This is a genomic window from Actinomadura rubteroloni, from assembly GCF_002911665.1.
Lineage (GTDB): Bacteria > Actinomycetota > Actinomycetes > Streptosporangiales > Streptosporangiaceae > Spirillospora > Spirillospora rubteroloni.
Window position 1 is genome coordinate 445,978 of record NZ_MTBP01000002.1, and the last position, 13,769, is coordinate 459,746.

Here is a 13,769-nt window from a genome sequence, read left to right on the forward strand (position 1 = left end):
CTCATCTCCTCGTCTGCATGGTGTGGACCTTGCGGCGCAGCTCGGCGAACCGCCGGTAGATGCGCGGCGACTCCTCGTCGTCGCCGATGACGGGCGTGACGATCTCTCCGTCGTCGGAGTTGCGCGTGTAGCGGACCTCGCGGACGACGTCGCTCCACGGGATCCCGTCGATCTCGATCGTGACCGTGTCGCCCTTGCGGTAGTCGCGGCCGAGGACGACGGCGTCGGTGTCGATCGGCTCGAAGGTGATGCTGGCCTTGCCGCGCGCCTCCTCGAACCGTCCTGCCGCCATCTGCGCGGGGGTCAGCGAGTCCTGGCCGTCGCCGGAGTCGGTGCCGTCGAGGAACTCCTCGATCCGCAGGCCGGGCCAGGCGGCGTCGCTCTCCTCGATGCCGTAGAACTTGCGCTGCGTGTCGCCCTCCTTGTCGCCGATGACGAGGAAGGTGGCCTCGGGCGGGTTCAGCGTGTACTGGTACGAGCGCAGGTTCCCGAGGTCGATGGAGAACCGCGCCGCCGCGGACTGGTCGCGCGGCTGGTAGACGCCGAACTCCAACGCGCCGTCCCAGGTCTGGACGACGTCGAAGCCGACGGCGCCGCGCGTGGCGACGTCGACCATCTCGTCCCAGAGCACGCCGAACCTGGACTTGACGCCCGTGTTGGCGCCGCGTCCGCCGTCCGTGCCGAGCCGCAGCCCGGGGACCTGGCGCGACGGCCGTGCGTTCGGGCCGGCATGGTCGGTCACGAGCTTGCGCAGGACGGTCTCGGCCTTCGCCGGCTGCGCGACGACGTAGTTCGCCGTGCTGTAGAGGGTGCCGGACGCGACACAGTCCACCGCCGGGTTGGGATAGACCAGCCGCGTCAGCCAGCCCTTGTCGCAAGGGCCGGACACGGTGAGAGTGCCGTGGCCGCCGTCGTCCACGTTGTGCTCGCGCTCGACCAGGCGAGTCGGACCCGAGAAGGCGATCTGGCCGTTCCGGACGAACACGATCCCGGCGTTGTCGCGCAGCAGCGCGGCGTCGTGGGACGCGGCGTCCACAGTGATCGTCCACGAGCCGAGCGCGAGGTGCCGGTCGATGATCTCCATCGTCGCCTCGCCCGCGACCTCGCCGACGATTCTGCGCTGCGCGTCGCGTACGAGGATCTGCCAGCCGCTCACGCCGTCCTCGCCGCGAGCGTCTGCGGTGCGGCGGTCGGGTACGCCGTCTTGTAAAGCGGGACGAACGTCAGTTGGACGCTCGTCGTATCGCCCGCACCGCCGAGATTCATGTCCACGACATTCGCGCCCGGCGCGAGCGGCCACAGATCGGACGCGGGTTCCAGGGACGGCCACAGATTGTCCGTGCCGTTCAGGACGATCGTCCGGCGGCGCGGACGCGTGTCCACCACGACGACATCGGTGGCGGAAAGCGCGCGGTTGAGCTTCCACGTCAGCCCGAGCGTGCGGTTCACGAAACTCGCGCCCGCCGCGACGGGGCCGTGGATCGTCCAACGCGGATACGACCGGGTGTCACCGGGGCAGTCGACGGGCACGGCCGTCCCGATGACCTGCGCCGTCCGGACCTTCAGGTACTTCGGCGGGCCGATCGGCAGGAACGTCTCCGTGGTCTGTCCGATACTCCATAGCCGCGACGTTTCGACGCCCTGCCAGTAAGGTTCGGAGGCGTGGAGCGTGATGCCGAACTTCGCCCAGTTGAGGCCCGCCTCCTCCTTTCCCTCGGCGCCTTCCATGCCCTCGGTGTAGTACGCGCGGATGGACCGCGGCTCCGCACCGGGCTCGGCGACCGTCAGCACCCCTTCGCCGCCGCCGTTCACCGCCAGCGGGTCGAAGACGGACGCGAGCATCGCGCGCTTGGCGAGCGCGTCCGCCCGGTCGTTCCCGTAGATGGCGATGGGCAGGAAGATCTCGCGCGGCTTGGCGCGGACGCCGGTGACGACGTCGCCGTCCAGCGCCCCCGATTCCCGCAGGTAGAGCTGGTACTGCGGCATTCCGAGGCCCTTGGACCCGGCCGTGAGCAAGAACCCGCTCCGCCAGTTCGACAGAATGGTCTCGACGCCCGAACGGGACGTCCAGGTGACGGTCGCGACCTCGCGTTCCGCCGAGACCGGAGGGCCGGTGGGAGCATGTGGCTCCGTGTACAGAATCGGCACGATCTACCTCACAGAGTTGAGGATTTCCCAGCTCCGCAGCCGGGACGCGAACTGTCGGCTGGTCTCCTTGGGATCCTTGACGGCCCCGTGGAAGTGGAATTCATAGGCGCCGGCACTCTTACCGCGCCCGGCGGACGCCGCCGACCCGGCCACGGCCTTGCCGAGCACAGACCCCTGAGCGCGCACCGCCTGCGTCTTCGGGACGTCGACGAGCTTGCCGAGCGACTTGTCGACGTGCTTCTTGCTGCCGTCGATCCCGAGCGCCATACCCTCGCCGACGCCCTCACCCAGCGACATCATGACCAGCGACGGCGAGTTGATCCCGAGCGCCTTCTTGACGAACCCTGGAATCTTGTCGGTGACGGTGTTCTTGATGACGTCGATGATGTGGCCCGCCATCGACTTTATGCCGTTGACGAACCCCATGATGAGGTCCTTGCCCTTGTTGTAGAGCGTCTTGCCGACGTTCCCGAGCCCACTGAGGATCTTGCCGGGCAGCCCCCGAAAGAACCCGACGAGCGCCTGGAACTTGTCGACGACGTAATCCTTGGCCTTGATCGCGCCGTCTTTGATGTTCTTCCAGTACTTCGTGATCACATAGACGGCGATACCGAACGGCCCGGTGATGATCGCGAGCAGCAGCGGCCAGTTTTTTTTGATCCAGTCCCAGACGAACTTGGCCGCATCCTTCACCCACTTGATCGAGTTCGACACGATCTTCATGGCCTGCGACACGATCTTCTGGAACGTCTTCGACTTCATGACGCTCTCGACCAGCTTCTCCAAGAACGGCTGGAGCAGCATCAAGATGAGCCCGGCCGGTCCGAGCGCCGCTTTAAACCCCGCGCCAAGCCCCTTGAGCCCCGTCCCGGCGATCTTCCCCGCCGGACCGATCTTCTTCGCTCCCGTCGCGGCTTTTTCCAGGTTCTTCCCGCTCTTGGTCGCCTCCGTCCCTGCTTTCGTCACGTCCCGTTGGAAGCCGGCCATGGCCATGCCGCCCTGTGCGATATTCCGCGCGAAGGACGTCAGACCAGTGCCAGCACTTCTCACGCGCGCCCCGAGCGTCCCCACAGCGGTCCCAGCCGAGGTCGCCTGCGTTCGCACCCGGGTCGCCCCGGCTGCGGCCTGACTGGCCTTCGCCTGCATCCCTGCCAGTCCGGAGCCCGCGCGCCCGGTAGCGCCTTGAAGACGCCCGAAGGAGCCGGCCGCACCGTTCGCAGCAGCACCAGCCCGACCAAGCGCCAGCGTAACTTTATTCAGAATTTGTGCCATCGAGAATCAAGCCTTTTCCTGAAAGGAGCAACCTATTCGGCGAACCGGATCAGACAAGCGCCTGGAAGTCTCTGATGAGATATGAAAGCTCAACCTGCAGGCGCCTGACGTCCGTCTCCGCCCTTCGGATCTGACCTACCATTCCTTCATCCCGGGCACCCCGGCCGCCATTCCCCCCGGAGTTACGACCCAGCAATCTCTCATTTATCCGACCGACATTCCTTTCAAGAACCCCGACCTTCTCCTCCAGCCTGTCTTCGTCTGTCTTGAAAAAGTCGACCCGCTTCCTGAGCCAGCCGAACGCGTCAATCTCAAAGCTTTTTATTGGCTTGATAACGGTTTCAAATGCACTGAATTCGGATTTGAGGCCGGTGATCTCGCCCTTGATCCCCGTAATTTCGCCTTTGATTCCCGTAGTTTCTACCGGTTTGGACAGTTCGGGCTTGGCGAGAATCTGTTCGATCAAAGATTTTTGTGCCTGATTTTGGCTATTTTGCTGCTGATTGCGCGTCTGCTGGGCCTGGTTGTGAGCCCACTGCTGCTGGTTGCGCGTCTGCTGGGCAAGGTTATCCGCCCATTGCTGCGAATTTCTGACTTGTTGCTGTCGATTATCCAACCATTGCCGCTGATTGTCCTTTTTCTGTTCGTCATTTTTCATATTTTTCCCACAAAAGTTCTTCGAATCCGGCTAAGACTTTTCCTTCAAACGCGGCCTTACACCGACGGGCCCCATCAATACCCCAGAGGAGCGGGCTCACACTCTTGGCGATAAGAGCGCCACAAACCGCCGCTGCGTGCTATAATGACCCTTACCACACAAATAGAACCAGTACGCCTGAATATAAATTCGACTCAGCGGATAAAGGTATGCGTAAAGCAATATTCGGAACGGCCCTCTTCGCCCTACCGTGGGTCCTCCTAGTGATTGTTCTCCTTGTTGAGGATCATAGATTCACTGGCGGATATGAAACAGCCGCAACATACTTTCGATCAGTTGGGGCAGGCGACGGCCCCACCGCATGCTCGGTATTAACTCTCAGCATGAGAAGTACCATTGGCGGCCAGAACGGATTCGACGGCTGCGTCAGCGCGGTTGTACGCCAGTACACGGAACTGGGAGAACGGGAGCGCGCCCAACTGGTGCGTACGTCAGCGGCCGTAGCGCGAAGGAAGTCTGGCTCCAACCCGCTCATCGTCGACATCGATGCCAACCCCCTCGGGATAACCCGGATGTCTTTGACGAAGCTGTCGGGAAAGTGGCTCATTGCCGATATTAGTTAGACAGCCGGATTGCCAAAGATCCCCTTGCGGACCACATCGCAGCCGACGCGTCGCTCGGCAGAGAATGCTGCCGTGCTGATGCCCGGCACGGCCTGGGGGTCGTGCCGGGCATTTGGTCACTGGCGGGTGGCGCCTCTTTGGCGGGTTGCGCGTTCTGCTTTGAGGAGGGCGAGCTCGGTTACGAAGATTCGGCGGTTGATGCGGAGGGCGGGGAGGTGGCCTCGGTGGATCCACTGGCGGATTGTTGCGGGGGCCACGCCTACTCGGGTTGCTGCCTGGGTCACCGTCAGGTAGGTGCGTGCCAGGTCTGTCATGACGCGCTCCGGAGGGAGTGGCCTTGTTGTGCGGGTGTGGCGGGGGCTCTCCAGCCGCAGGCTTGGCAGTGGATCTCGTCGGCGGTCGGGTCGTGTTTCAGGGTGAGGAGGTCGCACTCGGGGCACGGGTGGGTGAGTTTGCGTGGGGGGCCGTCCAGGGAGGCTCGGGCTCTTAGGCGGCGGTGCAGGGAGAGGATCTCTCGGCCGAAGTCTTTTGCGCCGTCGAACGTTAGGAGGCCGTCCAGGTGGGTGGTCAGCCAGGCGACGCAGGCGGAGAGGGTGGGGGCGTAGCGGCCTCGGCGGGGGCGAAGGGCGAAGTTCTGGGATTCGCGGTAGGCGTCTTCCCAGGTCAGGAGCGTTTGGAGGAGTTCGTCCAGGTCGTCTACCGCGGGGGACGGGGACGGGCGGCCGGGGGTGCCGGAGACGCGTTCGGACAGGCCGGTCGCTCGGCGGTTCAAGGACGTGCCGACACAGGCAGCCAGGTCGTCCAGTTCGGTGAGCCGGGCGCGCAGCAGGGAGCTACAGGCCGTGCACCAGATGGGGTCGCCGGCGGCGGGCGGCGGGGTCGTGGGACGGCGGCGCGAGGCGCGGTGTGGAGCGTTGCACGGACCCGGACATACGGACATGGAACTCCTCAGGTGACGGTGGAATGAGGAAGTGCGGTGCGGGTCCGCACGGCGGGAACGCGGGGCGGGTCAGGCGGGGACGTCGTAGCGGCGGGCGGCGATGCGGGCGCGGACGCGGACGGCCATCCGTTCGCGTTCGGTCGTCCCGCCCCAGACGCCTTCGAGGGACTCGTCGGCGAGGGCCTGGTCGAGGCAGGCGGCGCGCACGGGGCACGCGGCGCAGATCTGCTTCGCCTCGGCGATGGCGGTGCGCTGGCCCGCCAGGGCGAAGAACAGGTCGGGATCGGCGTCTCGGCACCGGGCGCGTTCGTGCCAGGGCACGGCGGTCTCGAACATCACCGGTCTCCCTGCAAGAGGCATGGCGATCTCCCCCAGGACGGTTCGGGTACGAAAAGCTGTTGTTAACTGACGGTTATTGACGCCGGGTCGACCGCCAGGGCGCGGGCCAGGCCGGCGGCGACCCCGGCGGAGGCGCGCGGCCGCCGTCCCGTCTCCAACATCGACAGGTACGACGTGTCGATCCCGGCGAGGACCGCGAGATCGGCTTGGCGGAGCCCCATCCCCAGCCGAAGCGCGCGCAGCTCGGCTCCGTTCACCCGGACAAGATCATGACGTTTCATGGCGGCAAATATAGGCAACTTTCCGCGTCAAATACCGGTAGGTTTCTGACGCTTCACTGTGATAGTCATCACATGTCAATCGGACAAACCCGGTAAACCTGAACCGCCCACCCCCGTTCACATGCGGCGATGTTGGGACGAGACGGACATCACCTTTGACGGCGAACCGGCACCGATGCGTCACCCTCCTGCGACAGAATGACGCGATGTCCCTGCAGAGACACGCGGCCATCGGAAACGCGGTGGCGACCCGCCGCGTTCGCCTCGGTCTGCGTCAGAGCGATCTGGCACGCGAAGCCGGCGTGTCCGAGACCACGATCCGGAACATCGAGGCCGGCCGCATCGGCGGCCGGCCCACCAAGTGGCCCCTGGTCGAACGCGCGCTCGGCTGGCCGCCCGGCTCGTTCGAGACGCTGAGCGCGGGCGGCCAGCCGCCCGAGAGCCTGCCGCCCGTATCCCCCGGGACGCCCGGCGGCGACTGGACGGACCGCCTGCCGCGCCGGATCCGGGACGAACTGGCCGAGCACGATCTCTTCGACTCCGACGTGGTGGAGCTCGGCGAGGGGTTGCGCGTGGTCGTGCTCGCGCTGGAGACCGCGCCGCCCGCCACCGACGGGACCGGGCGGCGCCGCCGGGCCGTGCGCTGGGAGAGCGTCCGGCACCGGCTGCGCGCCGCGGCGGAGGAGGAGGAGAACCTCACGCAATAGAACATATGTTCGACATTAGACCCGTCGCGAGGTCCGTGTCACGTGACTGAACCGCCCTGACCAGGCGCGACCCCCTAAAGGTCGGCGAAGAACCAGGCGAGTTCCTGCTCTTCGGCCGACGCCCCGGGGGTCTCGTCCTCCTCGTCCGCCACACCGGGCCGGGGCACCGGGACGGGCGGATCCGGCGGGCTCTCCCCCTCGGCCGTGTGCGCGGACGTGAACAGCCAGTTGCCGATCGCCAGGTGGTCGATCACCGACGCGAGCAGGTGCTCGCCGAGGCCCCACGCCGACTCCTCGCCGTGGAGCTCCCGCGCGAAGGCGCTGTCGCGCGGCAGGTGCCGGAGGAGCACCCACACCCGCCGCGCCGACAGCGTCCCGCGGTGGTGATCGAGCAGGTCGACCCCGTAGTACCGGAGCAGATCGGCCTCGATCGCCTCGGCGTGCTCGGTCAGGAGCTCGTCGAGGCCGAGTCTTCCCCCGGGAACATGCCCGACTCCTGGCCGTACGCCTCGACCAGCGCCTGGACGTCCTGGACGCTGACGCGGTGCCGCTGGAACCGCTCGTACTGCTCGGGCCCGAGCAGCAGCCGCAGCATGCCCGCGACGTCGGACGCGTCGAGGTCGCCCAGCTCGCGCACGACCTCGTGGGGCAGCTCGATCGGCAGCGCGTACGCCTCGCCGTCGATCTCGAACTCCCACTCCCGGCCGAGCGCCTCGAGCCGCTGGGCGCGGGCCGCGTTGACGCTGTACCGGCCGCTCACTTGGCCATCCAGCTCGCGAGCGGCAGCGACGGGACGGCGTCGGACGCGATGGCGTTGATCGTGACGCCGAGCTTCACCGGCGCCGTCTTGGCGAACTGCACCTCGTCGGTCTCGGTGACGACGGCGCGCGGGATGTAGAAGCGGTTGACGCTCGCGCCGTCGGTGAACTGCACGGCGAGCGCGAACTCGACCGGCGTCGGGCTCGCGGAGATGTCGTAGCGCAGGACGCCGTCGGTGGGGGTCAGCGGGTGCTGGCCGTCGCCCATGAAGAACGGGAGGGTGTCGGCGTTGATCTGCATGAGCTGGAACTTGACGGTCAGGTCCCGGTCGCTCTGCAGGAACCGGACCGCCGCCGAGGACTGCCACACGTCGACGGGGTCGAGCTTGTCCTTCTTCGTGAACTTGATGCCGTCGTTGGTGGTGTAGCCGAGGTCCTTCCAGTCCGCCGCGAGAGGGGCGTCCGGAACGGCGAGGTCGGTGTTCTTCGGCGCGATGAAGACATGGCCGGTCCCGGCCACGCGGATCTCGGTCGCGTTCCATCCAGACATGTTTACTCCTCTGATTACTGCAAATGGATGAGCAGTCGGACGTTCAGGCAGTAGCGGGTGAACTCCGGGTGATTGCGGTCGGTCAGCCGACGCAGGCCGCGGAGCCCTTCGTCCTCGGACACGTCGGCCACGGTGAATCCGGAGAATGGCGTCCTGGTCAGTCCCGGAAGCAGGGCGCGGACGGTGCGCATCACCGTGTGCGCGGCCGTGACCGACGGCCCGTAGGTCTCGATCCGGAGCCAGCCCTCGTCGAGGACCTCGTCCTCCCGGTAGCCGCCGCCGTCCCTGATCAGCACGACGAGCGAGGTCGTCCCGTCGAACGCGGCCGGGCGCGCCGGCTCGACCGGGACGCCGGCCAGCTCGGGCCGCGCGGCCAGGTATCCGCCGACGGCCGCCTCGATGTCGGGGAAGACCGCCGCCACGGGGACCTCCGTCGATTCGGTCACCGCACCTCCTTTCCTGGTGAAAGAGAAGGCCCCCGCCGTAACACGGCGGGGGCCTTTCGGTCGCCGACGGCGGCCGGACAACGGAGCGCCACCATCGGAGTCAAGCGTGACAGGATCCCGTACGCCGGGCAATTGACTGGCACAACGCCATTCCGTCGCCCGGAATCGGCGGCGGGCCGCTTCAATAAGAGGTCCACCGTCGCCGTCCAGCGTGACGGCCGGGCGGCCCCGGCTCAATTGACCGGCGCGCCGGACGGTGGCGCGCGGCTCTACAGTGCTGGGGTGCATGCGAATGTGGAGCGGGTCGCGGCGGCGCTGCGGGAGCACGGCGCGACCGGCGAGATCCTGGAGCTCGACGCGGCGGTGCCGACCGCGCAGGCGGCGGCGGACGCGATCGGCTGCCCGGTCGGCGCCATCGCCAACAGCCTGGTCTTCGACGCGGACGGGACGCCGCTGCTCGTCCTGACGAGCGGGGCGCACCGCGTCGACACGAAGAAGGTCGCGGCGTTCGTCGGGGCGGCGAAGGTGCGCCGGGCGACGCCGGAGTTCGTGCGGGCGGCCACCGGCCAGGCGATCGGCGGCGTCGCGCCGCTCGGGCACCCCGCGCCGGTCCGCACGCTCGTGGACGTCTGGCTGGAGAAGTACGACCAGGTGTGGGCGTCGGGCGGCGTCCCGCACACCATGTTCCCGACGACCTTCGCCGAGCTGGTGCGCGTCACCGGCGGCGACCCCGTGGAGGTGGAGTGACATGAGCACCGAGATCTGGCACAACCCGCGCTGCTCCAAGAGCCGCGCCGCGAAGGCCGCGCTGGACGAGGCGGGCGTCGCCTACACCGAGCGCCGCTACCTGGACGCGCCGCCGACGGCCGACGAGCTGGACCGGGTGCTGACGGCCGCCGGGCTGGAGCCGTGGGACGCCGCCCGGCTGGGCGAGCCCGTCGCGAAGGAACTGGGCCTGAAGGACCTCGAACACGACCGCGCGCAGTGGATCGCGGTGATGGTGGAGCACCCCGTCCTGATCCAGCGGCCGATCGTCGTGACGGACGTGGCCGCCGTGGTCGCGCGGGATCCCGAATCGGTCCGCAAGGCCCTCGACAGTGCGTGAGACGCGTGTGATTCTGGGGAGTTGACCGAGGCTGCACGGAGGGCGCGATGACGGACATGCGGGCCGCGGCCCGGCGCGATCCGGACTTCCGGGCCATCGACCCGCCCGCGCTGGACCATCTCGTCCGCCAGGTGCAGGACGCGCGGTCGGCGATCGCCGGGTGGCTCGCGGGGCACCGGCCGCCGCCGGGCGGCGCGGCGACGGGCTACCGGGAGGCCGAGGAGGTCGCGGTCTGGCTGACCGCCCAGTTCGGGATGCTGTCGCGCCGCTACAGCTTCGCGATCACCCATCCGGACCCGGCCGGCGGGATCGGGACGCCGCCCGCCGCGCCCGCGCCGAGGTCCGGCGGCGGCAGCGGCGGGTCGGGCGGCGGCGCTCACACCCCGGCGCCGGACGTCCCGCGTCTGTCCCCCGTCCACGCCGTCACTCCGCACGGCGCGGGCGACCTCGGCGACTTCCCGACGCGCGCGGACGCCCTCAAGGCGGCGCGCGGCGACGCCGGGGCGCTGCGCACGGCGCTGGAGCGGGGCGAGGGCGTCCCGGCCGACGTCTGGACGCACCTGAAGGCCAACGCCGGCGACCCCGACTACGCCGAGGGCCTGTACGAGCGGCTGGGGCCGTCCGGCGTCGCGGCGCTCGTGGCGGGCGCGGGCGGCGACCAGGGGAGGCTCGCGGCGATCCGCGAGTCGCTGGGCGTCGCCAGCCACCACACGACGATCGACGCCGCCTGGATGCGGGCGTTCCTCGCCGACGCCCGCCGCGACGGCGCCGGGTCCGCCGCCGTCGCCGTCCTGACCGGGGCGCCGCTGAGCGCGAAGTCGCAGGCCGCGCTCGCCAAACTCGATCTCTCCGGCACGCCCGCCGGGACGGCGCGATGAGCGTCCCGCCGCCGCCCGGCAGCCTGCCGCCGCCGCTGGACGCGATCGCCGCCGCCGAGCTGCCGCCCGGCGAGCGCCCGAACCCCGAGTACCGGACGCTCTACCAGGCCTACGTGGACGCCTACGGCAGCGTGGACCGCGTCCGGACGGCCCTGGACCCGGCCGTCCGGACGTTCGGGAGCACCGACGCCTGGCTCGGCCCCGAGGCGCGCACGTGGGGCGCCGAGCTGGAGGCGCGGCAGGCCGCGCTGCGCCGTGCGGCCGACCACATCCTCTGGGACGTCTACGACCGCCTCGTCGCGACCGCGCGGACCGTCCCGTCCGTCTAGGCTCGGACGGGTGAAGGACCCGAAGCTCCGCGAGCTGGACGAGCGGGCGTTCCAGCGGCGGCTGAACCCGATTCTGCGCGTGTACGCCGCCGCGATGCGCCCGCCCGACGACCAGCTCCCCGGCCGTAACACGATCATGGCGCGGCACGCGCGGTACCCGCGGTTCCGGGCGCTCGTCGCCGAGGACCCGGTGCGGTTCCCGGTGCTCGGCGGGCGGATCGCCGGGTTCACCTACGGCTTCCACGGCGGCGGCGGGCAGTGGTGGCACGACGTCGTGCACCGGGAGCTGGAGCGGCGCGGCGGCCCGGAGCTGGCCGACCGGTGGATGGCGGACTCGTTCGAGGTGGCGGAGCTGCACGTCCGTCCGGAGGCGCAGGGCAGGGGCCTCGGGCGCAAGCTGCTGACGACGCTGTGCGAGGGACGAGAGGAGGCCACGGTGGTGCTGTCCACCCTGGACCTCGACCCGGACTCGCCCGCGCGTAATTTGTACCGTTCCGTCGGCCTGACGGATCTGCTGACCGGGTTCGCGTTCCCCGGCGGCGGCCCGCCCTACGCGGTGATGGGCGGGGCGCTGCCGCTGGCCGCGTACCGGTCGGCCTCCAGCAGCTCGTAGACCTCGCGGGTCGCCGTCGAGCGGTTGAACGTGACGAAGTGGATGCCGGGCGCTTCCTGGTCGAGCAGCGTCCGGCACATCTCGGCGGCGTGCTCCACGCCGAGCCGGCGGACGGCCTCCGGGTCGTGCGCGACGGCCTCGAACCGCGCGCGCAGCTCGGGCGGGAACGGCGCCCCGGAGAGCTGCTCGGACCGCTCGATCGTGCTGAGCTGCGTGACCGGCATGACGCACGGGATGATCGGCACGTCGCCGCCCGCCGCCGCGACGCGGTCGCGCAGCGCGAAGTAGTCGTCGGCGCGGAAGAACATCTGGGTGATGGCGTAGTCGGCCCCGGCCCGGCACTTCTGGACGAAGTACCGCGTGTCGCTCTCGATGTCGGGCGAGCGCGGGTGCTTGTACGGGAACGCCGCGACGCCGACGCAGAAGTCGCCGTAGGAGCGGATCAGCCGGACCAGCTCGCCCGCGTACTCCAGGCCCTCCGGGTGCTTGACCCACGGGCCGAGCGGGTCGCCGGGCGGGTCGCCGCGCAGGGCGAGGACGTTGCGGACGCCCGCGTCGGCGAGCCGTCCGACGAGGTGCCGCAGCTCGGCGAGCGTGTGGTTGACGGCGGTGAAGTGCGCGACGGGCGTGAGCGTCGTCTCGGTCGCGATGCGCTCCACGATGTCGACGGTGGTGTCGCGGGTGCCGCCGCCCGCGCCGTAGGTCACCGACACGAACGACGGGCCGAGAGACTCCAGGTCGCGGATGGCGCGCCACAGGTTGCGCATGCCCGGCTCGGTCTTCGGCGGGAAGAACTCGAACGAGAACGTCCGGCCGCCGGCGGCGAGGAGTTCACGGATCGTGGGGGCTCGGTCGGTGCGCGCGGAGGGCATGGCTTCAGACTACCGCGAGCGCCCGCCGGAGCGGGGGCGGCGTCCCGTCCCGGCAAAACCACCATTAGCCTTATTATCGCTAATCTCACGACTTACCCCTCTATGTACTAAGAGCCCATTCTGTATACGATTCCCGGCATGCCCCTCAGCCGCGTCCGCAAGGAGATCGACGACGCGCTCGCGGCCTTCGTCGACCGGCAGCGACCCGGCCTGCTCGCGATCGGCGCGGAGCTGACCGGCCTGCTGGACGCCCTGGACGCCCTGCTCGCCGGCGGCAAGCGCCTGCGTCCGGCGTTCTGCTACTGGGGCTGGCGCGCGGCGGGCGGCGACGGCGCCCAGCCCGGCCTGCTCGACGCCGCCGCGTCCCTGGAACTGCTCCAGGCGAGCGCGCTGATCCACGACGACGTCATGGACTCCAGCGACACCCGGCGCGGCCAGCCGTCCGCGCACCGCCGGTTCGAGGCGCTCGCCGCCCGGGGCGGCTGGTCCGGCGCCGCCGCGTTCGGGGAGGGCGCGGCGATCGTCCTCGGCGACCTGTGCCTGGCGTGGTCCGGCGAGATGTTCGAGACCAGCGGCCTCGCCGACGACCGCCTCGCGCGCGGGCGCCGTGTCTACGACCTCATGCGCACCGAGGTCATGTGCGGCCAGTATTTGGACCTCATGGTCGGGGCGCGCGGACGGGCGTCCGTCGCCGAGGCGCTGCGCGTCGTCGAGTTCAAGAGCGCCAAGTACACGATCGAGCGCCCGCTGCACCTCGGCGCGGCGCTGGCCGGGGGCGAGGACGACGTCCGCGACGCGCTCACCGGCTACGGGATGCCCGTCGGCATCGCGTTCCAGCTCCGCGACGACGTCCTCGGCGTGTTCGGCGACCCGGCCGAGACGGGCAAGCCCGCGGGCGACGACCTGCGCGAGGGCAAGCGGACGGTCCTGGTCGCGCTCACGCTGGAGCGGGCGACCCCGGCGCAGGCCGCGACGGTCGGGCGGCTGCTCGGCGACCCGGCGCTGGACGTCTCCGGGGTGGACGCCCTGCGCACGATCATCACCGAGACCGGCGGGCTGGCCGCCTGCGAGGCGCTGATCGACCGGTACGCGGGCGAGGCGGCGGCGGTCCTGGTGGACGCGCCGATCGCGGCGGACGCGCAGGCGGCGCTGTCGGAGCTGGCGGTGGCGGCGATCGCCCGCAACGCCTGAAATGGCACGATCCGGCCACAATTCCCCGGTGGGCTAGCATCGCGCCACCGATCGGTGGC

19 protein-coding genes are annotated in these 13,769 nt (G+C 69.5%); 7 read left to right on the forward strand and 12 right to left on the reverse strand.

The features are described 5' to 3' along the window. Position 1: 1 nt before the first annotated feature. From BTM25_RS13460 to BTM25_RS13490, 7 genes are all read right to left on the reverse strand, one after another. Positions 2-1,156 carry a siphovirus ReqiPepy6 Gp37-like family protein gene (locus tag BTM25_RS13460; RefSeq protein ID WP_103563249.1) on the reverse strand — a complete coding sequence of 385 codons (1,155 nt, stop codon included), beginning with the start codon at positions 1,154-1,156 and terminating at the stop codon, positions 2-4. Next, positions 1,153-2,148, reverse strand: coding sequence for a phage distal tail protein (locus BTM25_RS13465; protein WP_103563250.1), 996 nt, complete (start codon positions 2,146-2,148; stop codon positions 1,153-1,155). The genes BTM25_RS13460 and BTM25_RS13465 overlap by 4 nt, the downstream gene beginning before the upstream one ends. A gap of 3 nt (positions 2,149-2,151) precedes the next feature. Further along, entirely contained in the window at positions 2,152-3,420 is a 1,269-nt protein-coding gene (locus tag BTM25_RS13470) for a phage tail protein (RefSeq protein ID WP_146059054.1), read from the reverse strand. Positions 3,421-3,469: 49 nt separating this feature from the next. Beyond that, positions 3,470-4,078, reverse strand: coding sequence for a hypothetical protein (locus BTM25_RS29205; RefSeq protein WP_146059055.1), 609 nt, complete (start codon positions 4,076-4,078; stop codon positions 3,470-3,472). 739 nt (positions 4,079-4,817) lie between these two features. Continuing rightward, positions 4,818-5,015, reverse strand: coding sequence for a helix-turn-helix domain-containing protein (locus tag BTM25_RS30935; protein ID WP_103563252.1), 198 nt, complete (start codon positions 5,013-5,015; stop codon positions 4,818-4,820). A gap of 695 nt (positions 5,016-5,710) precedes the next feature. Beyond that, complete coding sequence (locus BTM25_RS13485) at positions 5,711-5,977, reverse strand: WhiB family transcriptional regulator (protein ID WP_103563254.1); 267 nt, start codon at positions 5,975-5,977, stop codon at positions 5,711-5,713. Positions 5,978-6,042: 65 nt separating this feature from the next. Then, entirely contained in the window at positions 6,043-6,261 is a 219-nt protein-coding gene (locus BTM25_RS13490) for a helix-turn-helix domain-containing protein (RefSeq protein WP_103563255.1), read from the reverse strand. A gap of 206 nt (positions 6,262-6,467) precedes the next feature. Between BTM25_RS13490 and BTM25_RS13495 the strand changes: the two genes are divergently transcribed. Beyond that, the gene (locus BTM25_RS13495; protein WP_103563256.1) at positions 6,468-6,968 is read left to right on the forward strand and encodes a helix-turn-helix transcriptional regulator; all 501 of its coding nucleotides are present in this window, start codon (positions 6,468-6,470) and stop codon (positions 6,966-6,968) included. Between the two features lie 74 nt (positions 6,969-7,042). On the opposite strand, the gene BTM25_RS13500 is transcribed toward BTM25_RS13495, so the two are convergent. The 4 genes from BTM25_RS13500 to BTM25_RS13515 form a co-directional block, all read right to left on the reverse strand. Beyond that, positions 7,043-7,324, reverse strand: coding sequence for a hypothetical protein (locus tag BTM25_RS13500; RefSeq protein ID WP_205648109.1), 282 nt, complete (start codon positions 7,322-7,324; stop codon positions 7,043-7,045). Between the two features lie 92 nt (positions 7,325-7,416). Next, positions 7,417-7,728, reverse strand: coding sequence for a hypothetical protein (locus BTM25_RS13505; RefSeq protein WP_103563257.1), 312 nt, complete (start codon positions 7,726-7,728; stop codon positions 7,417-7,419). Further along, entirely contained in the window at positions 7,725-8,276 is a 552-nt protein-coding gene (locus BTM25_RS13510) for a phage tail tube protein (RefSeq protein ID WP_103563258.1), read from the reverse strand. Before BTM25_RS13510 ends, BTM25_RS13505 begins: the two co-directional genes overlap by 4 nt. 14 nt (positions 8,277-8,290) lie before the next feature. Beyond that, a complete protein-coding gene (locus BTM25_RS13515) occupies positions 8,291-8,722 on the reverse strand; it encodes a hypothetical protein (RefSeq protein ID WP_103563259.1) in 432 nt (143 codons plus the stop codon). 282 nt (positions 8,723-9,004) lie between these two features. Between BTM25_RS13515 and BTM25_RS13520 the strand changes: the two genes are divergently transcribed. From BTM25_RS13520 to BTM25_RS13540, 5 genes are read left to right on the forward strand one after another with little or no spacing between them, the layout of a single operon-like run. Further along, entirely contained in the window at positions 9,005-9,469 is a 465-nt protein-coding gene (locus BTM25_RS13520) for a YbaK/EbsC family protein (protein WP_103563260.1), read from the forward strand. Between the two features lies 1 nt (position 9,470). Further along, positions 9,471-9,827 (forward strand): arsenate reductase family protein, encoded by a 357-nt coding sequence (locus BTM25_RS13525; RefSeq protein ID WP_103563261.1) that lies wholly within the window; start codon positions 9,471-9,473, stop codon positions 9,825-9,827. 47 nt (positions 9,828-9,874) lie between these two features. Further along, positions 9,875-10,705, forward strand: a complete 831-nt coding sequence (locus tag BTM25_RS13530) for a hypothetical protein (RefSeq protein ID WP_103563262.1) — start codon at positions 9,875-9,877, stop codon at positions 10,703-10,705. Then, positions 10,702-11,034: a hypothetical protein gene (locus tag BTM25_RS13535; protein ID WP_103563263.1), complete on the forward strand. Its 333-nt coding sequence runs from the start codon at positions 10,702-10,704 to the stop codon at positions 11,032-11,034. The genes BTM25_RS13530 and BTM25_RS13535 overlap by 4 nt, the downstream gene beginning before the upstream one ends. A gap of 10 nt (positions 11,035-11,044) precedes the next feature. Further along, a complete protein-coding gene (locus BTM25_RS13540; RefSeq protein WP_103563264.1) occupies positions 11,045-11,647 on the forward strand; it encodes a GNAT family N-acetyltransferase in 603 nt (200 codons plus the stop codon). Here BTM25_RS13540 and metF read toward each other — a convergent pair. After that, positions 11,584-12,519, reverse strand: a complete 936-nt coding sequence (gene metF, locus BTM25_RS13545) for a methylenetetrahydrofolate reductase [NAD(P)H] (RefSeq protein WP_103563265.1) — start codon at positions 12,517-12,519, stop codon at positions 11,584-11,586. The genes BTM25_RS13540 and metF overlap by 64 nt on opposite strands. Positions 12,520-12,657: 138 nt before the next feature. On the opposite strand from metF, the gene BTM25_RS13550 reads away from it, so the two are divergent. After that, on the forward strand, positions 12,658-13,710 hold the full coding sequence (locus BTM25_RS13550) for a polyprenyl synthetase family protein (RefSeq protein ID WP_103563266.1): 1,053 nt from the start codon (positions 12,658-12,660) through the stop codon (positions 13,708-13,710). Positions 13,711-13,769: the final 59 nt, after the last annotated feature.